Raw genomic sequence first — 22,187 nt, 5'->3', positions numbered from 1 at the left:
TGCTGCGCGTGAGCGAGCAGGACGAATCCGCCGGCGGTGAAAGCACCCTCACCGTCGTGCTGGCAGGCGCGGTGAACCTGGCCATCGCGGCAATGAAGCTGGCCGCGGGCATCATCACCGGATCGGGTGCGATGTTGTCGGAAGCAGCGCATTCGGTCGCCGACACCATCACCGAAGTCCTGTTGCTCACCGCACTGAAGCGGTCCGAGCGACCGGCAGATCGCATGCACCCGTTCGGGTACGGCAAGGAGCGGTACTTCTGGTCCCTGCTCGCCGCCGTGTCGATCTTCACCTCGGGTGCGGTTTTCGCGCTGTACGAAGGATTCACCACGGTCTTCGGGCACCCCGAGGAGCAGACGAACCCGATCGTCGGGTACCTCGTGCTGGCCGCCGCGTTCTGCCTCGAAGGGATTTCCTGGTTGCAGGCGGTACGCCAGGTGCGCCGGGACTCCCGCGCCGAGGGCCGGTCGTTCTTCGGCTATTTGAAGCTGATCGACGATCCGGCGCCGAAGACGGTGCTGTTCGAGGACTCCGCCGCGCTCGTCGGCCTGTTGCTCGCGTTCGCCGGCATCGGCCTGCACCAGCTCACCGGCTCGTCGATGTGGGACGGGCTGGCCTCGATCCTGATCGGCGTGCTGCTCGTATGCGTGGCCTATCTGCTCGGCCGCACCAACCGCGGTCTGCTCATCGGCAGGCAAGCAGAGCCGCGGCTGGTACGCGGCGTACGCGACCACCTGGTGGCCGCGCCCGAAATCGAAGCGCTGGTCGACCTGCAGACCATGGTGATGGGCACCGACCACGTACTGGTCTGCGCCCGCATGGACTTCGACGACGCACTCGGTGCTGCCGACGTGGAACGCGCGTGCGTACGTCTGGCCAGTGAACTGAGCGAGCAGTTCAACGACGTACGCGAGGTGTTCATCGAGCCAGTGCCACGCACCGATCCGACGCTGCGCGCAACCGTCCTGGAGCGCTACGGCGACCTGCAGCGGCCGATCGAAGACACGCAGTAGTCCGGGGGATCAGCCCTTCCGGCTGTTGCGACGTCGCGTACGCACACTTTTCCGCGCCCGCCAGGTAATACGCACGAGCAATGCGCCAGCTCCTAGCAGCCCGAGACTGACCAGTATGCCGTCCCGAAGGTCGAGATCGTTCCCGTCGACCGGCCGGGCTACCGCCATATCCACTTGCCCTTCGGCAGTCGCCTTGACGATGAACGGGTTCGCTCCGTCCACTTCGGGCACTACTTGTACGGCGAATCGTCCGTGTGTCGGGGCTGTGGCGCTCCGGGTCCAGTAGTGCCTTATACCCGGCAGCAGCCGATGCCCGTCGACGGTCAGCGCGGAGGTGCCGGTGTTCTCAGCAGCGACCAGGAACGTGACGGTGGCCCCTGCCGCCGCAGTTGGCTCGCCGCGCTCAGTCAGCCGAAGGGTCGGGTTGGCGACGTTGGGGCGTACTGGGGTTTGGGCTGATACCAGTGCGCCAGTGCCTGCGACGCGGGCGTCGGCTGGGTACGCGGCGTCTCGGGTTGCGCCCTGGGCGTCAGCGCGCGGTGTCGTTTGCGCAGCAACGTTTCGGCCGGTCGCTGTGACGGTGCCTGGAGTGGTCACTTCACAGGCCAGTGGGGCTGTGGTGGCTCCTGGGGCAAGTTCGACTGGTTCGCTTGCGCAGCCGGGACCGGTCACCCGGACGTCGGCTAAAGGCACGTCGCCGGTGTTCTTCGCGACGGTCGTGACCGGGCTCGGGTGACCGGGGAGCACCGGTCGCGGTGGCGGTGTGGCGGTGACGGTCAGGCCGGGACCGGTTACGTCGGTAGTCGTGGTGGTGCCGTTCACGACGGTGTGGCCGGTCTCGTCGGTTGCCGTGACGGTGTCGCGGCCGCTCAGGTCGGCCCGCGCCGTCTGGGTGCAGGCGCGAGTTGTGTGCGCGCCAGGTTCGAGTGTGCGAAGCGTGAACGAGCAAGCCTCATCAGCGTCGTGAAAGGTCACCTCGTGCAGCGGCGAGTCTCCGGTATTGCGCACAGTGGTCACGTGGGTGACCGGGTCGCCAGGGCGGATCGGCTGGTCCAGGTGTTCCCGGCGGAGCTCGACCGCAGGATGGAGCACGCTGAAGTCGGCCTTGGCCGTTGCGGTGACAGGAGCACCCGACGGGGGAGTCGCGGTCACAGTGGCCGACGGATCACCGGATCCAGCAGTGGTCACGCACGGGTAGCGCTGGATTCCGTTGACGGGCAAGGTCTCAAACCGACGTGCGCAGTCTGTCGCATGATCCGCAGAAACGGTGACATCGTGCAACTCCTGGTCACCGGTGTTGGTGACGATCACCTCGAACGGCAGCGACTCACCCGCGCGGAACGGCCCGCCGGACGCCCGCTCGACCACCGACACGCTCGGCTTCAGCACTACGAACGACGCCTGCGCGGAGGCGCTGACCAGGCGTTTCGTCGGATCGGCCCCGCTGACCTTCGCGATGTTGGTGAAGCCCGCCGCCCCGGCGACCGTAGTGCACTGATACGTCTCCTCGGCGTCCGGCGCCAGTCGTGCCACCTGGTGCGCACAGGACGTCGTCCGATCGTCCACAACGGACACATCGCTGAGCGGCACATCGCCAACGTTCTTCACCAGTAAGGAGAAAGTGACCTTGTCGCCCGAATGCACCTGGTACGGCTGAGCCTCCTTCATGAGCGCGATCTCCGGATGGATCACGTCCACGGGCGCACCGGCGGACGCGGTCACGGCCCGGTTCGTCGGGTCGTTCGCGGTGACCGCCGCGGTGTTGGTGAAGTCGTCGGGACCGGCTTTTACGGTGCACTGGTAAGTCTGCACGGCCTGCGCGGCGAGCTGGTCGAAAGTCTTGTCGCAGCCGGGATCTTTTACGGTCACCGACGTCAACGGCACATCACCGGTGTTGGTGACAACCAGCGTCACCGTGAGGTCGTCGCCCACCCGAGCGATTGCCGGGCTCACCGTTGGGCGGACCGTAATCGACGGATGAATCACGTCGATCTTCGCGGCGGAGGTGACCGACAGTTGTGGTCCGGTCGGTGGAGTGCCGGTCGCGCTCGCGGTGCTGACCACATCGTCGGCAGGCGCGGGTGCCGTGCAGTCGTAAGCCTGCTTCACACCGGCAGCCAAGGTGTCGAAGGTCTTCGCGCACGTTCCCTGGTCAGTCACCTTGACGGCGCTGAGTGGCGAATCACCGGTGTTGGTGACCGTAAGTGTGAAGGTGACCGGATCACCGGTACGAAAGGGACCACCGTGCACGGTCTTCTCCAGCGAGAGACCCGGGTGCACCACCGTGAAGACGGTATCCGCCGCAGCGTTCACACCTCCACCGAGCGGATCGGCCGCACTGACCTTGACGGTGTTCGAGTAGCCATCGTGGCCGGCGTATGTGGTGCAGCTGTACTCATGTGCTTGGCCTGGCGTCAATCCCGGCACAGTGGTCGCGCAGCCTGGTGTCTGATCGTCCACAACGGACACTTTGACCAACGGGACGTCGCCGCTGTTGCGCACAGTGATCGTGAAGGTGACTTGGTCCCCTTCACGGACCTGAGCCGACGAGACCACCTGCGTGACCGCGACTGCCGGGTGGATCACGTCGACCTGCGCGTTCGCCGCGGCGCTGACCTGTCGGCCGGAGAGGTCGGTACCGGTCGCCGTCACCGTGCTCGTGAGGTCGTCACTCATCGGGTGCGTGCAGGAGTAGGTCTGTTCTGCTTTCGGCGCAAGCGTTCCCAGTCGCTTCGCGCACTCCGGAACCGCCGGATCGGCCACTACGGCGTCGCGGAGTTCGACGTCTCCGGAGTTGCGCACCGTCACCGTGAACGTCGACGTCGCACCCGGTCGCACCGTCGACGGGGAAGCACTCTGCGTGATCGACAGGGCCGGATGGATCACGTCGATCACCACCTCCGCCGCGCCGCTCACCGGTGGCCCAACCGGCGTCCCGGCAATGATCTGCACTGCCTCAACCGCATCGTCGCCAGGCGCGGTCACCGTGCAGTCAAACGCCCACTTCTCGCCCGTACCAAGGGAATCATGCCCCTGTGCACAGCTCTCGACTGGTTGCCCGACGACCTTCGCCCCGGTCACGGAGAGTTCGCGCAGCGGGACATCACCGACATTCGCCGCAACGACGTGAACTCGCACGCTGTCGTGTTCCCGAAACGGTCCATCTTGGACGGTCGCGGTCAGGCTCACCGCCGGATGCTGCACCGTGAAGGAAGCCCCTGCCGAACCAGTGACCGCACGACCGGTGGGATCATCGCCGGTTGCAGAGACCTCGTTCCCCAACCCGTCCCGCCCGGCCACCGTAGTACAGGTGAAGGTCTGTTTCCCTTGCGCCGCAAGGGTACCGAGCACGCGAGCGCACCCAGGAACCTGAGTATCCGCCACCGTGACGTCATGCAGCCCGGCATCACCACTGTTGCTCACGGTGACAGTGAACGTCACTTCGTCCCCTTCGCGCACCTGCGCGGGCGCAGCTGCCGCGGTTACCTGGATGGCGGGATGGATTACGTCCACGTGCGCGTCCGCCGTCACCCGCAGTATCCGTCCGAGCTGATCCTTACCGCTCGCAGCGACGGTATTGGTCGCGTCGTCGGCAGGAGCCAACTGCTCGCACTGGTAGGTCTGCGCTGCCTTCGACGCCAGCGTGTCGAACTTCCGGACGCAGCCCGGCACGCTGTCGTCCGCCACTGCTACTTCGTTCAACGAGACATCGCCGGTGTTGCGGACCGTGACGGAATAGGGAACTCGGTCCCCTTCGCGCACCACTGCCGAAGCCGGGGCGACGGTGACCTCCAGCGCCGGATGGATCACCTGAACCATCGCCGAGGAGGTCGCGGTGACCGGCTGACCGGAGAGGTCGGTACCCGTCGCAGTCACGCTGTTCGTCGTGGTCGACGATGGTTTCGCCTTGCACGAATAGGTTTGCTCAGCCCCAGGCTGGAGAGCGCCGAAGGTCCGCGAGCACGCAGGCTCGGCCTGGTCGACAACCGTGACCGGCCTGAGTGGACTGTCGCCAGTGTTGCGGACGGTAACGGTCCAGGTGACTTGGTCACCTTCGTGCGCCACAGGTGGCGCCGCCGTCTTGGTAACGGTCAGACCGGGTGCGATGACGGGGACCTTCACGTCGGCACCAGCAGTGACCACCTTGCCAAGCGGGTCAGTACCCCGTACCTCGACGGGCCCGCCACCAGTCGGCACCGGAGCGGTGAGGACACACGTCGCGATCGACGACTTGCCCGGTGCAAGAGTCCCCATCGTGCTCGTGCACAAGGGTTTCTTCGCATCAGCGGCCTTACCCGGCGATGCCTCGGCGGGATCCGCCATGGTCGCCGTGACTTCGTGGAGCGGCACGTCGCCGGGATTGGCTGCGGTCAGGGTGACCGTCACGGGATCGCCGGCACGATATGCGGGCTTGTCGACTTGCTGGCTCAACGTAATGGCAGGGTGCAAGACGTCCACGCGACTGGTCGTGCTCGCCTCGATCGGGTCACCGAACGTGCTGGTTCCGGTAACCGTTGCAGTGTCGGTGAAATCCTTGTCCGGAGCGGTCACCGTGCACTGGTAGCTCGTCGCCGCACCGGCGGCGATGTTGCCGATCTTCTTGGCACAGACGGGAAACTGCTCGTCGCCGACCACGACATCGCGAGCGTCCAGGTCGGTCGGATTCGCGACGCCCACGGTGAACGTTACTTGATCGCCAGGGTGCACACGGGACGCCGAGGCGTGCGTCGCGAGGTGCAGATCCGGTACCGGTACGGAAAATGCCAGGCCGGCGCCGACGAAGTCGTCACCCGTGCTGCGAAAGGACAACCGCGCACTGGTCGCCCCGACCGCCACCGCGCCAGTGTTGAACGATTTCGCATCGACCCCGAAATTGTTCGACGAGGAAGGTTTCTTCGCACCTTCCGAATTAGCGATGAAGAAGTTTTCTCGCGCACCTGTTCCAGGCTCCGCTACCGCTGCGTCGTTGAGTAACAACTGGTCGCCAGTTGTTCCCCAGTCGCCACCGTAGGCAGTCACGCCCACGTGCGCATCCGCGACCGCGGCTCGAAAACCGCTGATCGTAGTCGTCGCCACCGGGTCGCCAGGCCCCTGGTGGAGATGGCCGTCGTAGACGTAAATCGCACGTTTCTCCGGCGCATACTCCGGATCCCGCTGCGGGTAGGCGTACACCAGCGCCACTGACCAGCCGCCACCGCAACCCTTGCCGACCGCGGTCCAGACGTTGGCCGCGGTCAGCTCCACCGGCTTTCCCGTGGCCACCCCGGTGAATCGACTCGTCACATCAGCATGGGCGGAATAGTACGAAGAATCGTCGAAAAAGGCCTGCGGCGCAAATTTTTCCGGCGCTGAACCGCCGACGGAAAACTGCACTTCCTGCTTCGACGGCGTGCCCGGCGGACGGGCGCAGCCGGAAGCCGTCGAACCACCCCAGTTCAGCCGGGCGAACGCGATTTTCGCCCCCGGCGGGACGGTCACCTGCGCGGTCGAGGAGTCGAACGTCGCCGGGTCGGAGTCCACATCGGACCAACGCAGCGCGAAGTCACCGGCGGGACGTTTCGTGGTGCGAGCGGCAGCTTTCGCGCACTCGGCGTCATCCTCCGCGCACTGCACGACGCTGTTTCCGGCGTACCGGAAATCTCCGTACAACATCTGGTGCCAGCTCTGGCCGAGGGACCTGCCCGTCGCGGCTTGTGCGTTCGGGGCGAGCAGACCGGCCAGCAGGCCGAGCACCACCAGCAGACGTTTCCCGGCCGAAACCATGCCCGCGAGCCTGGCACGAACCGGTGACGTGGAGATCCTTTCCTACCCGGCCGTGCGACGAAGTCACTCCGCAGAGCGACCGGGGCGGCGCTTGGGTTACTCGTGGGTGACGATCACAGCCCGATCGGACCGCCCGGTCACGGTCCGAAATCGCCCGAGCGGACCTAGCGCCAGGTGTCCACGCGATGGAAGTTCTGGTACGCGCGGCTCGGCGTCGGACCGCGCTGGCCCTGGTACCGGGAGCCCGCCTCCGAGGACCCGTACGGGAATTCCGCGGAGCTGGACAGCCGGAAGATGCACAGCTGGCCGATCTTCATCCCCGGCCACAGAGTGATCGGCAGGTTCGCGACGTTCGACAGTTCGAGCGTGATGTGCCCGGAGAAACCCGGGTCGATGAAGCCCGCCGTGGAGTGCGTGAGCAGCCCGAGCCGGCCGAGCGAGGACTTGCCCTCAAGCCGGCCCGCGAGGTCGTCGGCCAGGCTGACCTGCTCGAACGTGGCGCCGAGCACGAACTCGCCGGGGTGCAGCACGAACGGCTCGTCGCCCTCCTTCTCGACCAGCGAGGTCAGCTCGTCCTGCTGCAGCTGCGGGTCGATGTGGGTGTACTTGCTGTTGTCGAACACCCGGAAGTACCGGTCGAGCCGGACGTCGATGCTGGAAGGCTGGACCATGCCGGAATCGAACGGGTCGATGCCGAGCCGGCCGGCGTCGAGCTCTTTGCGGAGGTCACGGTCACTGAGCAGCACGGACAGAGCGTATCGGGCGGCCGGCCGGAACCCGCGGGTGTCCCTCCTCCGGCGCCGTGCCCAGGGACTTCCCGCCGCCACCCAGCTGATCATGCGTGACCTCAAGCGGCACGATCCCGCTCCATCAACTCGTTCAGCCGCTGCCGATAGCGGCGACGGCCAAGCTCACCGAGCCGTTCCTGCAAAGCTGTCGCACCGGGCACGAACGGCCGGACCGTTTCGGCCACGAAATTCGCACCCGCCCCGAGCACGACGGCGGTCTGCGCAATCGGGTCGTCCGGCAGCCCGAGGTAGTCCGCGTTGCCCCGGCCCAGCACCAGACGGCTGATCGAGGCGTGCACCCGGACGTTGACGTGCGCGAGCACCCGGCCCGCCGCACCACGGCCGTCGCCGATCGCGGTATGGCTGGCCACCAGGGCTTTGGCCAGGCGTTTCGTGTCGTCGTCCGGGATGAACTCGGTGGCGGCCAGCAGCCAGAGCAGGCGCCAGGCGTCGTCCTCGTCCGCCGGCAGCAGCTCGCCGGGCACACCCACCAGCCAGCCGACGTAGCGCCAGAGGTGCAGGACGTCGGCCCTCTCCTGCGCCGAATACCGCACCCCGAGCAGCTCCGCGCCGGCCAGGTAGACCAGGGAGAAGAGCAGTAACGTGCCCGCCGACTGGACCTCGTTGACCGGCCGGTCCCAGCTTTCGTAATCCCAGTCGGCGCGACCGTTCATCGCCCGCCGGACCTGCGCGTGCACCAGCCGGATCCGCAACGCGGCCTGGTAACCCTCACCGTGCCGGGCCAACGCGCCCGGCGTGGTCACGTCGATCCACCACGCCGCCGTCTCGAACAGCCGGTGAACCGTGCGATGCTCGATCTCCCCCGTCCCGACCAGGGATTTCGTCGCCCGCGAGGCAAAGTAGCCGCCCATCAGCGACAGGTCACCAAGCGGAAAGAGCCCGAGCAGCCCCGCCCGGGTGATCGCCCGCGCACCACGGTCGAGCCGCTCCGCGTCCACCCAATACGGCGTACCCTCGACGTGGGTGAAGAAGGCCCGCAACTCATCCGGCGCCTGCTCAACCCGCCCGATCCCCTCGGCCAGCGCGCGGTTCACCAACTCCCGCCCACGCCGATCCCGCTGCAACCACTCGACGACGTCATCCGCGAGCCGATCCTGCCGCTGCGCAAACTCCCTGAGCCGCGCGATCTGCGCCTCGTCCACCCTCCGCGCGCCGCGCCCCCGCGCCCGCGCCACCAGCCCGAACGCGCCCTGCCGGAACAGCACCTGCTCGTCCACCGCGAGCCCACCTCCTGACCGACAACAAGTGTTGTCACCGGTCTCACGCACCGTCAACCCACGCCCGCTGGACAGCCGGACGGCGGGGTTGTGTATGCTGGCGAGGCACTGCGGATGTAGTTCAATGGTAGAACATCAGCTTCCCAAGCTGAATACGCGGGTTCGATTCCCGTCATCCGCTCAGATGGTTGTTTTAGCAGCTCAGAAGGGGTGCTTCCCGATCTTGGGAAGCACCCCTTCTGGCTTTCTACGGGTTGTTCTAACAACATCCCAGCAACATCACTCGGCGGCTCCATTTTCGGGCTTTCCCTTCGGACGCTCGGTCCGCCGGTGCTCTTCGATGAGCTTCGACAGTGTCTCGGCGATCCGCTCGCCCGCCTCGTCCGTCGCACGCTGGTAGATCAGGGCCGCTCGCATGTCGTCGTGCCCCATCCTCGCCATCAGGTCCTTGGTCGACATCCCAGCTTTGGACGCCCACACGTTGCCCGCGTGGCGCAAGTCGTGAAAGTGCAGCCCCTTCAAACCAAGGTCCTCCACGACTTCTGTCCACTTCGACAGCTGCGCGAAGTTCGGCCGCCGCAATGGATTGCCTTTCTTGCCCGTGAACAACAACGCATCGTCGTCCGGCTTCACGAACAACGCCAGGTGCTTCAACAGCAGCGGTCGAACCGCGTGCGGCACCGTCACCGTCCGAACACCTGCCCGCGACTTCGGCGGCCCAGCCGACAGCCCTTTCCCTGGCACGTCAACGAACGCCCGGGTCACCCGGACCGTACTGGCGTTCTCCGCCAGGTCGCAGCGCCGCAACGCGGTCACTTCTCCGTAGCGCAGCGAGGTAAAGGCCGCCAGCAGAACCATTGCGCCCCAACGGTCGGGGACCTTCGAGGCCAACTCGAAGACCTGCGCGACCGTGACCAATGGACGCTCATCTGGATTTTCCTTGTCCGCACCCGGCACCTTGCAGGGGTTCCGGGTGATGATCGCGTCCGGGTCCACCGCAGTGTTCAGGACTCCGCGCATCAGTCGATAGCACTTCGCCAGCACCGACGTCGAGACACCTGCCGCCAGTCGCTCCGCTCGCCATTGTCGAATGACCGCAGCCGACAACCGCCGCAACTCCGTTTCTCCGATGTAGGGCGCGATGTGTTTGCGCAGCAACCACCTGTACAGCTCTGCGGTACGCGGTCGAAGTCCCGGACGTTCGTCGATCCACTTCGACGCGTACTCGCCCAGCGAGATCTTGCCGCGCTCCGGATCCGTCCAGTCACCGGCGATGATGACCGACTCGACGTTGTTCAGCCAACGATCGGCGTCCCGCTCCCGCTTGAACCGGTGCGGAGCGAAGTGCCGCCGACCATCCGGTCCGAGGTAACTTGCTTGGTATTCCCCGAGATTGGTCTTGCGGATGCTCCCGAAGCGGCGCTTCCGTCCTTTGTTGTTCGGCATCTCACGCCACCTTTCCCAGATCCTGCAACACCGATCCGTGCGTGATCGGCTCGACCCGGCCGGACTGCATGAACTCCTCCAGATCAGCCACTGCCAGCCGCACGTGAACGCCTGCCTTGTGGAAGGCAATCCGCCGTTCCGCGATCAGCCGTCGCACGAACCGGACTCCGGTGTTGAGGTAGTCGGCTGCCTCGTCGACCGTCAGATACTTCGTGTCCATTGCTTCCCCCTTCCCGATCAGGCCGCTTGCCGAGTTGCCGAAGTTTCCGGCGGACTGGCGGCCAGTAGGGCGCGGTCGTATTCGGCCTTCCATGCGATGCGTTCGGCGATCGCGTGCATCACCAGATGCGGCCGAGGCGGCACGTGCGGGTCACCGGCATCGACCTTGCGCCAGACGAGCCGGGCCGGATCCGGTTGCGGCTTCTCAATTCCCACCGCAGCAAGCGCGTCCAGGACGAAGCCGCGCCGATCGGCCTTGTGGTCCACGAGCGTCTTTCCCGACCACTTGCGCGACACCAGCACCCGGCGACCGGGCAGGCCGAGGGTGGTGCGCCGGTGTGCCCGGCCCTTGCAATGCCCCGGGGTGGTTTTTCCGTTGGCTCCCTTGGGCTGGATGCCGTAGAGCAGCCACACCGCGCACCGAGGGGAACAGGGCGTGATGGCCAGTTCGGCGAACAGCCGGTCGTGGTGGTCAGCCAGCGCCGCCGTTTCGGCCTCGACCACTTCGCCCGTGGACTTGGTGAGGTACTTCGTCAGGTAACCGATGTGGCGGCCAGCCTCTTCGCTTCCGCCGAGGATGCCTTTGGAGTGCACCTGCCGCCCAAACGTCGCCACATGCGCTGGGGTCTCGACCTCGTCCACCGCCTCGTCCCAGGAGACCAGCGGTTCCCGGGTGGCGGGGTCGACGAACCCGCGTTCCGGCCCGTCCCACGAGGGCATCCGGTCGGCGTAGACGATCTGGTCGTGATTCGGCCACCAGACCTGGTGGTAGGTGGCTTCGGTGACTTGCCGGATCGCTTCGTGCGGCACCGTTCCTCGGATCGCGGCGTGCAGATGCGGCGCGGTCCGCTTCTGCGGCTCCACCGTCGCGAAGTACTGCACGTCCCAGCCGACGACCCGGCGCAGGTTCTGCCACCACCGATCCACCAACGCCGAGAAGTGCACCGCGTCCCGCGCCGCCCGCCGGTAGTCATACGCACTCGGGTTGACCGGCGAGCCGTCACCGCGGACCGGACCATAGGTGTCGCAGGTCAGCGTGACGAACATCGACGGCCGGAACCGGCCCGCGTACTCCCGCCCCACCGTGGTCTTGGCGACCTTCCGCCGGGGCAGGTTCGGCGCGTCCTGCCTCCGCTTCGTCGACCGCTTCACTACTTTCTTGGTCGGCAGGTCGATGGAGGGCAGGCGGCCCCGGACACCGAGTTGCCGAAGTTCTTCGTCAACCCCTCGGATTTCCTCGCGCAGTTCCTCGGCCTCAGCGGGATCCCGATCGGCGACTTCTCGATACGAGGCGACGAGGTCCGCCCGGAACGTCAGTAGCTCCGTTTGGTCCTCGGTCGGTTCGTCCGATGCCAGATCGGGTTCCTTCGTCATGTGCCAGCCCTCGCGGCATTGGACTTGCCGCAGCGCCTTGGCCTTGCGCGCACACGGCAGGCAGACGGATTCCACAGTGGACCCGCATGGCACCGGCACGTATCGGACCTCTCCGGTGTCCTGGTCGCCGACCTCCATCGTGAACGGCCGCACGCACACGCCGTGCTTCTCTGCTGTGGCGCGGATGACGTCGTCGGCAAGGGGTGCGCGCATTCGCTCCGCGCGCGTGGTCGTGTCGCTCATCAGGAAGCCACCTCCCCGGGTGCGGTCCAGTCCCGCAGCAGATACACCGGCATGGCTTGTTTCGCGCCCGCAGGAAGATCCGGGAAGGTGCGCGCGTCGAACGGAACTGCGCCGTAGACCCGCACCGGAATTCCGCAGGGGGTGCGTCCGGTGATCGAGAGATGCACCGAGTCGCCCCCGCGAATCCGCCAGAGCGAGGCCGTGACGTCATCAAGGGTGTTCGCCCAGACCAACAGGGCACGAGCAACCTTAGGTAGCCCGTTGACGTCGAGTTGCACCGAGATCGGCCGGGACCACGCCGAGACGTCCAGGGACGAGACCGGCGGGAGCTGGTGCAGGTCGAGGTGGTCCCGGATGGCGTCGAGGAAGACCATCAGCGAGTTCATGCCGCCACCCCCTGCACTCGGGAGCGCAGATCGGCACTGCCGCCGTTGGTGACGTAGTCCTCCAGCGCCTTGACCGTCTCGTCCGGCACCCAGCCCGCGCGGACCCGCAGCGGCTCGCGGATGCCTTCGCCCCACACGTAGCCGACACCGGCTTCCGAGTCGCCGATCCGGTTCGCCCACGCGCCGCGCTCGTACGCACCGTCGCCGAGCACCATCCCGACGTGGTTCTTGGAGGTCACGCGCAGACAGACGCGGCGAGTGAACAGCTCCCGCACCGGAACCGTGTCCTTGGTCGGTTCCTGGACGTAGCCACGGACCGAGATCCCGAGCGCCCGCCCCTGGGTGGTGAGCAGCGCGACCCGTTCCACGATCGCATCCCGGGTCTTGCGGTCGGTGTACTTCGTCAGTGCGCCGACTTCGTCGAACTCCAGTAGCTCCAACGGATACTCCGTCGACACCGGAATCGTACGCACGCGCCCGGAGAAGGCCCGCTTCCGCGACTCCATCTCGTCCACCAGGCCGTCGAGTACCTCCAGCGCGTCCTTGCCCGACACGGCGTAACGAGCGAAGATCCCACGCCCGTAGGCGAGTTCCATCCCCTTCGGATCGATCCCGGACATCCGCACCACGCCCGAACGGATCGCCGACGCGGCCGAGACCAGCGGGCACCACATCACCGAGTTCTTGCCCGCACCCGACGCACCAGCCGTCAGGATGTGCGCACCAGCGCCGAGCAGCGGAACGTGCCACGCCTTGCCGTACTCGGTCCGTCCGGCCCACACATTGCGCAGGTCGACCCCGCCGGCCTTGGCACCGTCAGGCAGGGGCGGGCACGACACCACCGAGGACAGCCGGTCATGTCGCTGGAAATCGACGGAGACGACGTTGGGTTCCAGCTCCCGCACCTGGCAGCGCGCGACCTTCCGCGCTACCGCCAAGGCCCGCGCGGCTTCGTCGAAGTCCTCCGGCTTCTGACCAGCCACCAGCTCTACCCGCACCTCGTCCCACGAGGCACCGGAACGGACCTTGCACACCTTCGGCGTCCGGGCCGACGAGGTCCCAGCCGATGTGCGGGTCAGCGTGCGACGACGACCGACGAGGTTCACGTTCACCACGACTGGCAACGCTTCGTCCCGCACCGACAGCCCGCAGGCGTGCAGCCAGGCCGGAAGCTTGCGTCCGTAGACGAACCACCGCGCCCACCACGAACGCAGGAACCGCCAGCACCACTGGTCAAACGACACCGGGCCGACCAGCTGCCAAACACCCAGCGCAAGCCCGACCCCGCCGAGGATTGAAGCAAGCGAGACCCAGCCCGCCAGTTCGCACCACACATAGATCCCGGCCACGGTCAGGCTGGTGCGCCACCGCGTCATCACTTGCGCCAGCACCCAGAAGGCGGCCTTGCACAGCCACCACAGGGCGACAAACACCACCGCAGCCGCCGCCAAGACCTCCAGCACGGACGCCAGCGCCCGGCCGATCTTGTGCAGCACCCACACACCGAGCCCCAAGAATCCCAGGGCCGCAATCAAAAACCCGGTCGACATGTGCATCACCGACCACCCCGCACCGAGGTCAGATCGAGCGGCAGCACGCCCAAGCACGTCGCACACTTGGTCTCGCCGGGCAGCAGCTTCGCGAATCGCTTACAGGAAACGCAGCGCGTCCGGGTGACCCCCGTTGACACGCAACACTTGTCATCGTTTAGCGTTGTCATTGTTCACTTCCGCTGGTTGTGGACAGCGCAGGAGCGGCAAGGTTGGTAGCCGGATTCCGCTTCTGCGCCTTACATTTCAGGATTTCCGCACGAGGACATGTTTCATCGCCACACGTCCCGGCGTGCGTTTTTATTGCTGACGTTGCGTTTTCTTCAGTCTTCTTTGGACTACTTCCGCTTCGGCGACTCCTCCGGAGAGAGGGAAGCCAGGCGCTCAGCTTCGGCGTCCTCCCGGTTGGCCCAGTAGGTCGCCTCGTGGTGGTGCCAGCGGTCCGTGTCTGCCACGGCGCGGTACATCCGCGCGTTCTCCCGGTGGAACGTCAGCCACGTCGCCGTGCCCGCGTCCGCCGCAGGCCGTCTCTTCATCGCGGAATCGTGCGCCTCGCGCAACGTTGTCGGGTCAGTCTTCGTCGTCATGAGCCTGCTCCGTCCGTGCGTCGAGGACGGCCGCCAGCTGGTCCGCGCCGTCGCGGAGCTGGCGAAGGAACGCCGCGAACGCCCGCCACTGCGTCGGATCGGTCGGCGGAGTGATCGCCAAGCTGTCCTTGTCGAGGTAGAGCACCAAGCCGGGCAGGGCTGCCGGGCCAGTGAGGTGCATTCCCGCCACCGCTTCCGGGCCAGGCGTCCAGGTCGCGTTGAACGTCACCGTCTTGTCCTTCCTTGCGCTGCCAATGGCGTGCCTGGTCTTCGAATGCCTCCGCCGCGGATTCGATAGCGGCCAACATCCACCAAGTCAGGCCTTCCCGCTCCGCCGCGATCGCCCGCCAGGCCGAAGCGACGGCCCGCGAGGCGTGCGCCATGACGGCCGCCGACCCGTTGTCGCCCCGGCCCGCACGAGCCGCGAATTGCACCGGTCAACAGGGGTCAACGAGGGCACGTAGCGTGCAGGGACACCCCCAGGTCAGGGGCACTTTTCAGGCCCTTACGGCTGGTTCCCAAGCTGAATACGCGGGTTCGATTCCCGTCATCCGCTCTCATGAAGAAGCCCCAGGTCACACGGTGTCTATTGTGGACCTGGGGCTTTTTTATGTTCGGCCTTCATTTCTTCGGGTGCCATAAGCCGATTGGGACAGGCTGACCGTTCTGATCTTTGCTATCGCCCGGGGTGCCGCCCCCTTACAACCGCGGCCGACAAGCTCGGACGACAGCGATCTCCTTGTCGACGCCCAAGTCTCCCGATCAGCGCCAAGCGTGCGTCGGCAACTGGCAACATGCAGGTTCGGGGCGCCAGGCGCCTAGGTGAGACTTGCAGCGGATCGTCTTCCCGGCTAAGATCGTTCTCACTATGACCGGTTCCGCCTACTTCGGTAGGTCCAGGGCCGGTCTTCATTTTTTGTGGGACGGGCGTACTTGGACGGGGCAGTCAAGCAGTACCAACCCTACGACCAGCAAGTCGGCCTGCTGGCCCAGCGCGGGATGGACGTCGGGGACCGCCATGATGCCGTCGCCATACTGCGGCGAGTCAGCTACTACCGTCTCAGTGGCTACTGGTACCCATTCCGCAAGCAAGCTGCGACGGGGCGTCATGACGACTTCTACCCTGGGACCCGGCTAAGAGACGTCGTCTCGCTCTACGACTTCGATGCAAGACTCCGTGCGGCCACCTTCACAGCACTTGCCCCTATCGAGCTGGCGATCCGTGCGCTGCTCGGTCACGAGCTGGGAAAAGTCGACCCTTGCGCGCACCTCGACCCCGGCAAGCTTGGGATCACTGCACAGAGCGGTGCCGGTTACCGCTGCTGGCTCGATCGGTACAAGTCGGGGCTACACCAGTCCCGTGAAGACTTCGTCAAACACCACCACGAAAGGTACGGAGGTCGGTTGCCGGTCTGGGCCGCGGTCGAGCTGCTCGATTGGGGAGCTTTGACGTACCTATACGGGTTCGCTCCTCGTGGCGTCCAGGACGAGGTCTCCGCCGCGTGTGGACTAAGCGCGCCGCAATTGACGAGCTGGCTCAAGGCGTTGAACGTCGTACGCAACACCTGCGCGCACCATGGTCGCCTGTTCAACCGCGTCCACACGATCACTTCGAAACGGCCAAAGCCGGGGGAGCACCCGGACCTCGACGCGGCGACGACGAAGTGGAACCGGACCTTCGGTCAGTTGACGCTGATTCAGTTTCTCCTTGATCGACTTCAGGTGGGACGGAAGATCCTCCTGCCGACCGTGCTCAAGGGCTTCCCGTCTGTTGACATAGTCCCGATCACGCACCTGGGTGCCACGAGCGACTGGCAGAGCACGAGCAAGTTGTGGTGCGTCTGAACCCATATCCGTTCCGGACACCCCGCCTACCGAGGTAGCCCCGCCGTCGCCAGGACATGGCGACGGATCGCCCTGTCCTACCGGCTGGTCTGCGCCCGGGACGACCGTCGTAGGCGGCACCTGCGAGTGCCGTCCGGTGTCTGGCTCTGCACACAGTGTGAACGCATGCTGTGGGACGTGGACACCTTCGCCGTGCACAGCTGTCGACCGGCAGTCTGAAGTCCCAAAAGCCAGGCACCTAACGGCTATCCGCCCGAATCCTCCCCCGACAAAAGCTCGGCAAGGCGTTCATCGGTCATTCTCCGCCGCTGGGCGACCTCGCCGTCGAACCCGTCGGCCACGGCCGCCAGGCGCTCCAAAGACTTCGCCGGAGACCAGGATGCCTTGGCCAAACGTGCCGAGATGTCCGCATACGGGGCGGCCTGCTCGTCGATCAAAAAGACGCCGACCCCGTGGTGCGGGCAATACACGGCCTCCGTGTCGTCCCGCAATTGGTAGTGGCTGAACGCGCCTTCGGCCACGGCCTGGCTCGGTACCACTCGGATCCGCAGCGTCTGCGAGACTCCGATCAGGTCCATGAGGTGCCGCACCTGCCGCGCCATCACCTCGGCGTCGCCGAAGTGGTTTGCCAGCGTTTCCGTCCCTACGAACATGTCTGCCTCGATCGCGCCCGCGCCGAACAGGATTCGGTTGCGGTCCAGGCGATTCTGCACGACCTGTTCCAGGTCATCCCCCTCCCGCAGGTCCGGGCCGAGGGCCAATCTGGCGTAATCGGGGATCTGCACCAAATCGGGAATCAGCAGGGGAGCCCACACCGTCATCGACACCGCGACCCGCTCGTGCGCCACCAAAGTCGTGTAGTGGGTCGGGTCCGCCTGCGTGCCGGGCGTGAACCAGCTCGGCCCGGCCAAACCCCGGGCCAGCGACATGATCCAGGCCTTCCGCTCACCGGTCACGCCGAGCGCACCCAGCACGCCCGCCACCTCCTCCGGCGTCGGGACCTGCCGGCCCACCTCCCACTCCGAAAGCAGCGCCGGGTTCACCCCGATCCGGCGCCCCAGCTCGGGTACCCCGAACCGTTTCTCGACCCGGGCATCCCGCAACGCCGCGCCCAACCCTCGCGCTCGCGGCGTCGGCATCCCCATGCCTCGCATAAAGCCCGTCACCTCCACCCCGCGGATCGTGCCTGTCTGCACATCGCTACACGCATATACGCCGGTTTACCGGCGTCAGCAACCGCAGACGGCCCCCACGGAGCGGAGATCAGCCCTCGACCAATTCCCAAGGAGAACCCGGGGCAGAGCGGTCGAACACCTGCCCGGGAGCGGCCCGCAGCACGCCGACGACATCCGGATACAGCCGGGTGACGTGCTCCAGCTCCAAGCCTTCCACCTCGAAGTCCTCCTCCTCCGGGACCTCGAAGCCGACGAACAGCCAGGAGCCGTCGGGTTCGCGGACGACCTGGCGAACGGCGCGGGCCGGCGCATCCCTCGTCGTGGGGATCTCCGTGAGGGCGGTGCTGAGCTGGACCTCGTCCACCGGGGAGCCGGGATGCTGCCAGGCGGCGATGCGGGCTTCGCGGATCTCGCGGTCTTCCGCCACGTCATCGGAGTCGGCGACCGAGCTGAGCAGCCAGGTCGAACGGTCGGGGTCCCAGTCCGCGGCCATGCCGGGAGGCAAGGGCGACAGCGCCGTGAGGTGGGGCAGCAGCTCGACGGCCTCGCGCAGGCTGAGGGCGCCGAACAGCCGGCGGTTCACGTCCATATCCTCGTCGAACTCGGCGCCGTCGCTGACGAACCAGTCGTCGTCATCGTCGAGTACCGCGAAGGCCAGCCGGGCCGGGTCCTCGACCAGTGCGTGCGCGATGATCACCGGCGACTCCGGGTCCTGCCGCAGCGGCCACTCGTCGGACATGCTCAAACTCCCCGCGTCGGAATCGGTGTGTGTTCCTATCTCACCAGATCGGGGGAACGAGACGGTACACGCCATCACCCCGTAATTCCACGCGCGTTGGATTATGCTGGACCCATGGTGCTGCCCGCAAAGATCGCCCGGTTCAACCGCAAGGTCACCAACCGGATCACGAAACCGTTCGCCGGGGTCCTGCCGGGCTTCGGCGTGCTCGTACACCGCGGACGTCGGTCCGGCCGGGAGTTCCGCACACCGCTGAACGTGTTCCGCACCGGTGACGGGTTTCTCGTCGCCCTCACCTACGGGCCCGATACCGACTGGGTGCGCAACGTGTTCGCGGCCGGCGGCGCCGAACTTCAGACACGCGGCCGGACCTACCGCGTCACGGAGCCGGAACTCCGGCACGACGAGTCTCGCCGCTCGATGCCTGCCGGGGTTCGGCAGGTCCTCGGCCTCGTCGGCGTGACGGATTTCCTGGTACTGAAAACGCGCGCGGACAAGCGGGATTGACCGTCCACTCCAGACTGTCCGAAGTGGACGGCCGAGGTCGCTACCGCCCCACCCGTCGCCTGCCGTAGAGCCCGGCCGCGAGGCTGACCCCGACCACTGCGAGCGCTACCTGGGTGATGATCTCCAGCCAGTCGATTCCCTTGGTGTTGGCGTAGCCGAGGCCGCGGGCGATCGCGGTCCCGACGAAGGCCGCGACGATCCCCACCACGATGGTGAGCCAGATCGGGATGGATTGCCTGCCGGGTGCGAACAGCCTGCCCAGCACACCGAGGATCAAGCCGATCACGACGGCGCTGATGATGCCGGATACAGCCATCGGAATTCCTCCTCCGGGTCGTTGCGCACCGGGTACCCCGGATTGACCGGTTCACCCAGAATCCGCTCGACCGGCGGATAAGGCCAGCCCAGGCCCGGGAAGTCACCCTGGCGGGAGAACGCCGACGGCGGACCCGGCCGGGAATCCCGGCCGAATCCGCCGCGAGCAAGGAGACCGGTCAGAAGGCCGCTTCGTCGACCTCCATCAGGGCGTTGTCCGCGGCCTCGACGATGGCGCGCCGAGCGGTCAGCTCGGGCAGCACGGTCTTGGCGAAGAAGGAAGCCACGGCCAGCTTGCCCTCGTAGAACGGCTTGTCCTTGGCCGAGGCGCCGTTGTCCAGCTTCGCGACGGCGATCCCGGCCTGCTTGAGCAGCTGCCAGCCGACCAGCAGGTCACCGACCGACAGCAGCAACCGGACCGTGTGCTGACCGACCTTGTTGACGTTCTGCGGGTCCTGCTGCGAGGACGTCAGGTAGCCGATCATCGAGCCCAGCATGCCCTGGGTGTCCTCCAGCGCCTGCTTGAGCAGCGCACGCTCGTTCTTGAGCCGCCCGTCGCCGGTCTCCGACTCGATGAACGCGGTGATCTCGCCGGCCAGGAAGGTGAGCGCCCTGCCCTTGTCCCGCACGACCTTGCGGAAGAAGAAGTCCAGCGACTGGATCGCGGTGGTGCCCTCGTACAGCGAGTCGATCTTCGCATCGCGGAGGTACTGCTCGATGGGATAGTCCTGCAGGAAGCCCGAGCCGCCGAGCGTCTGCAGGGACTGGACCAGCTGCTCGGTCGCACGCTCGGAGCCGACGCCCTTCACGATCGGCAGCAGCAGGTCGTTCACGCTGTGTGCGAGCTTCTGCGTGGTCTCGTCGCCTTCGCCGGTCCACAGCTGGTCCTGGAACGACGCCGTGTACAGGTAAACCGCGCGCAGGCCCTCGGCGTAGGCCTTCTGCAGCATCAGCGAACGGCGGACGTCCGGGTGGTGCGTGATGGTCACGCGCGGAGCGGCCTTGTCGAGCATGTTCGGCAGGTCCGTGCCCTGGACGCGCTCCTTGGCGTACTCCAGCGCGTTCAGGTAGCCGGTGGACAGCGTCGCGATGGCCTTGGTGCCGACCATCATCCGCGCGTACTCGATGACCTGGAACATCTGCGCGATACCGTCGTGCACCTCGCCGAGCAGCCAGCCCTTGGCCGGGGTGCCGTGCTGGCCGAAGGTCAGCTCGCAGGTGGTGGACACCTTGATGCCCATCTTGTGCTCGACGTTGGTCACGAAGGTGCCGTTGCGCTCGCCCAGCTCGCCGGTCTCGCCGTCGAAGTGGAACTTCGGCACCAGGAACAGCGAAAGTCCCTTGGTGCCGGGCTTGGTCTCGATGCCGAGCCCCTCGGGGCGGGCCAGTACCAGGTGCATGATGTTCTCGGTCAGGTCGTGCTCGGCCGAGGTGATGAACCGCTTCACACCGTCAAGGTGCCAGCTGCCGTCTTCCTGCTTGACCGCCTTGGTGCGGCCGGCCCCGACGTCGGAGCCCGCATCCGGCTCGGTGAGCACCATCGTCGCGCCCCAGCGGTGGTCGAGCATCAGCTGCGCCCACTTCCGCTGCTCTTCGGTGCCGTTCTTGTGCACGACCATCGCCATGTCCGGGCCCGCGAGGTACATGAACAACGGGGCGTTGGCGCCGAGGATCAGCTCGGCCGCGGCCCACTGCACGGTCGGGGGCATGCCGAGGCCGCCGAGTTCGTTGGTGAGGCCCAGCCGCCACCACTCGCCGTCCAGCAGCTGCCGGTAGCTCTTCTTGAACGACTCGGGGAGCTGCACGCTGAAGGTCTTCGGGTCGTACACCGGCGGGTTGCGGTCCGCGTCGGCGTAGGACTCGGCGAGCGGGCCGGAGGCGAGGTGGTTCAGCTCGGACAGCACGCCCCGAGCGGTCTCCTCGTCCGAATCGGCGAGCACGCCCTTGCCGAGGCGCTCCTGCACGCCGAGTACCTCGAAGAGGTTGAACTCCAGGTCGCGAACGTTGCTCTTGTAGTGGCCCATGTCGTCACTCCGTGTCGTGTTCGGCTTTCCGGCCGGGCACAGCTTCCCTTACTCGCCGGTAATATCAGGATATTACCTACCAGTAACCAGGGCAAGCGACGGCACTCCCCGAAGGGGTTCGATCTCCCCTGAACCCGCCGACGACCAGGCGATCGAGGTCACCGGGTGCTACGCGCCACGGAGTTCTGCGCGGGCAGCACGGCCTGGTGATCGTCGAGCTGGGGGACCAGGATGCCGCCGCGGAACGCGATGGTCACCGCATGCGTCCGATCGCGTGCGGACAACTTGCGCAGGATGCTCTTGACGTGCGTCCGCACCGTCTCCACGGACAGGAACAGCAGTTTCGCGATCGCCGAGTTCTCCAGCCCTTCCGCGACCAGCTGCAGCACCTGGTATTCCCGCCGGGACAACGGCATGACGGCCTTCCCCTGGCCGAGCGAACCGTCGCCGGGAGCGACCCCGGCAGGCTGCCGTTTCGGCCGCGCGGTGAGCGCGGACAGCGCCGGGTCGATGTAGCGCCGGTCGGTGTGCGCGCGCCGGATCGCCTCGGCCATCCGGCGGGCGTCGACCGCCCGCGGCACGATCGCGTGCGCACCCGCGGCGATCGCGGTGGCCAGGTACTGCTGGGTGCGGCTGGTGTCGCGCACCAGCACCACCAGCACGAGCGCCGGATCACCGGCGTTGAGCATCTTGACCAGATGGCAGTTCGGATCCAGCGCGGAATCCACGATCAGCACATCCGGCCGCACCTGTTCGCACAGCTGCATCGCCGCGTGGTGACTGGCCGCCTGCCCGGACCAGTGCAGGCCGAGCGTCCGGTGCACCATCGACGCGACCCCCTCCCGGAACAGCGGGATGGGGTCGACCACGGCCACCCCCAGACTGCGACCGCCGGCTTGTTGTCCCGGCGCGATGGGCGTTCGATGGGGCTCGATGCCACGCATCTGAGGCCTCCGTCCTCGAGGTCGTTCCCGA

Annotated in this window: 18 protein-coding genes and 1 tRNA gene; 4 read left to right on the top strand and 15 right to left on the bottom strand. The window is 66.6% G+C overall.

From position 1 onward, the window contains the following. Window positions 1-8: 8 nt before the first annotated feature. Window positions 9-1,013, top strand: coding sequence for a cation diffusion facilitator family transporter (locus tag D5S19_RS17115; protein ID WP_120024339.1), 1,005 nt, complete (start codon window positions 9-11; stop codon window positions 1,011-1,013). 9 nt (window positions 1,014-1,022) lie between these two features. On the opposite strand, the gene D5S19_RS17110 is transcribed toward D5S19_RS17115, so the two are convergent. The 3 genes from D5S19_RS17110 to D5S19_RS17100 form a co-directional block, all read right to left on the bottom strand. After that, on the bottom strand, window positions 1,023-6,533 hold the full coding sequence (locus D5S19_RS17110; RefSeq protein ID WP_233573996.1) for a DUF11 domain-containing protein: 5,511 nt from the start codon (window positions 6,531-6,533) through the stop codon (window positions 1,023-1,025). A gap of 407 nt (window positions 6,534-6,940) precedes the next feature. After that, window positions 6,941-7,522, bottom strand: coding sequence for a dCTP deaminase (gene dcd, locus D5S19_RS17105; protein ID WP_120024337.1), 582 nt, complete (start codon window positions 7,520-7,522; stop codon window positions 6,941-6,943). A 101-nt stretch (window positions 7,523-7,623) separates the two neighbouring features. Continuing rightward, window positions 7,624-8,802: an oxygenase MpaB family protein gene (locus D5S19_RS17100; protein ID WP_120024336.1), complete on the bottom strand. Its 1,179-nt coding sequence runs from the start codon at window positions 8,800-8,802 to the stop codon at window positions 7,624-7,626. Window positions 8,803-8,912: 110 nt separating this feature from the next. Here D5S19_RS17100 and D5S19_RS17095 point away from each other — a divergent pair. Continuing rightward, window positions 8,913-8,983: transfer RNA gene (locus D5S19_RS17095), tRNA-Gly, on the top strand. Between the two features lie 98 nt (window positions 8,984-9,081). On the opposite strand, the gene D5S19_RS17090 is transcribed toward D5S19_RS17095, so the two are convergent. From D5S19_RS17090 to D5S19_RS17060, 7 genes are all read right to left on the bottom strand, one after another. Next, entirely contained in the window at window positions 9,082-10,248 is a 1,167-nt protein-coding gene (locus tag D5S19_RS17090; protein WP_199730539.1) for a tyrosine-type recombinase/integrase, read from the bottom strand. Window position 10,249: 1 nt separating this feature from the next. After that, window positions 10,250-10,468 carry a helix-turn-helix domain-containing protein gene (locus tag D5S19_RS17085; protein WP_120024335.1) on the bottom strand — a complete coding sequence of 73 codons (219 nt, stop codon included), beginning with the start codon at window positions 10,466-10,468 and terminating at the stop codon, window positions 10,250-10,252. 17 nt (window positions 10,469-10,485) lie between these two features. Beyond that, window positions 10,486-12,084, bottom strand: a complete 1,599-nt coding sequence (locus D5S19_RS17080; RefSeq protein ID WP_120024334.1) for a replication initiator — start codon at window positions 12,082-12,084, stop codon at window positions 10,486-10,488. Then, the gene (locus D5S19_RS17075; protein WP_120024333.1) at window positions 12,084-12,470 is read right to left on the bottom strand and encodes a hypothetical protein; all 387 of its coding nucleotides are present in this window, start codon (window positions 12,468-12,470) and stop codon (window positions 12,084-12,086) included. Before D5S19_RS17075 ends, D5S19_RS17080 begins: the two co-directional genes overlap by 1 nt. Next, window positions 12,467-14,020, bottom strand: a complete 1,554-nt coding sequence (locus tag D5S19_RS17070; protein ID WP_120024441.1) for an FtsK/SpoIIIE domain-containing protein — start codon at window positions 14,018-14,020, stop codon at window positions 12,467-12,469. The genes D5S19_RS17075 and D5S19_RS17070 overlap by 4 nt, the downstream gene beginning before the upstream one ends. Before the next feature lie 338 nt (window positions 14,021-14,358). Next, window positions 14,359-14,607 (bottom strand): AMED_5909 family protein, encoded by a 249-nt coding sequence (locus D5S19_RS17065; protein WP_233573995.1) that lies wholly within the window; start codon window positions 14,605-14,607, stop codon window positions 14,359-14,361. Continuing rightward, window positions 14,591-14,836 carry a hypothetical protein gene (locus tag D5S19_RS17060; RefSeq protein WP_120024332.1) on the bottom strand — a complete coding sequence of 82 codons (246 nt, stop codon included), beginning with the start codon at window positions 14,834-14,836 and terminating at the stop codon, window positions 14,591-14,593. Before D5S19_RS17060 ends, D5S19_RS17065 begins: the two co-directional genes overlap by 17 nt. Window positions 14,837-15,540: 704 nt before the next feature. On the opposite strand from D5S19_RS17060, the gene D5S19_RS17055 reads away from it, so the two are divergent. After that, window positions 15,541-16,452 carry an Abi family protein gene (locus tag D5S19_RS17055; RefSeq protein WP_199730538.1) on the top strand — a complete coding sequence of 304 codons (912 nt, stop codon included), beginning with the start codon at window positions 15,541-15,543 and terminating at the stop codon, window positions 16,450-16,452. Window positions 16,453-16,697: 245 nt separating this feature from the next. Here D5S19_RS17055 and D5S19_RS17050 read toward each other — a convergent pair whose 3' ends face one another. Further along, entirely contained in the window at window positions 16,698-17,591 is an 894-nt protein-coding gene (locus tag D5S19_RS17050) for a helix-turn-helix domain-containing protein (protein ID WP_233573994.1), read from the bottom strand. A gap of 124 nt (window positions 17,592-17,715) precedes the next feature. Continuing rightward, entirely contained in the window at window positions 17,716-18,366 is a 651-nt protein-coding gene (locus D5S19_RS17045; protein ID WP_120024331.1) for a hypothetical protein, read from the bottom strand. Between the two features lie 114 nt (window positions 18,367-18,480). Between D5S19_RS17045 and D5S19_RS17040 the strand changes: the two genes are divergently transcribed. Further along, entirely contained in the window at window positions 18,481-18,873 is a 393-nt protein-coding gene (locus tag D5S19_RS17040) for a nitroreductase family deazaflavin-dependent oxidoreductase (protein ID WP_120024330.1), read from the top strand. Window positions 18,874-18,913: 40 nt separating this feature from the next. On the opposite strand, the gene D5S19_RS17035 is transcribed toward D5S19_RS17040, so the two are convergent. The 3 genes from D5S19_RS17035 to D5S19_RS17025 form a co-directional block, all read right to left on the bottom strand. Further along, a complete protein-coding gene (locus tag D5S19_RS17035) occupies window positions 18,914-19,189 on the bottom strand; it encodes a GlsB/YeaQ/YmgE family stress response membrane protein (RefSeq protein WP_120024329.1) in 276 nt (91 codons plus the stop codon). Between the two features lie 178 nt (window positions 19,190-19,367). Further along, a complete protein-coding gene (locus D5S19_RS17030) occupies window positions 19,368-21,212 on the bottom strand; it encodes an acyl-CoA dehydrogenase (protein ID WP_120024328.1) in 1,845 nt (614 codons plus the stop codon). A gap of 158 nt (window positions 21,213-21,370) precedes the next feature. After that, window positions 21,371-22,156 (bottom strand): response regulator transcription factor, encoded by a 786-nt coding sequence (locus D5S19_RS17025; RefSeq protein WP_120024327.1) that lies wholly within the window; start codon window positions 22,154-22,156, stop codon window positions 21,371-21,373. Window positions 22,157-22,187: the final 31 nt, after the last annotated feature.

The organism is Amycolatopsis panacis, assembly GCF_003600245.1.
GTDB classification, from domain to species: Bacteria; Actinomycetota; Actinomycetes; order Mycobacteriales; family Pseudonocardiaceae; genus Amycolatopsis; species Amycolatopsis sulphurea.
This window is presented reverse-complemented; position numbering and strand designations above follow the sequence as displayed.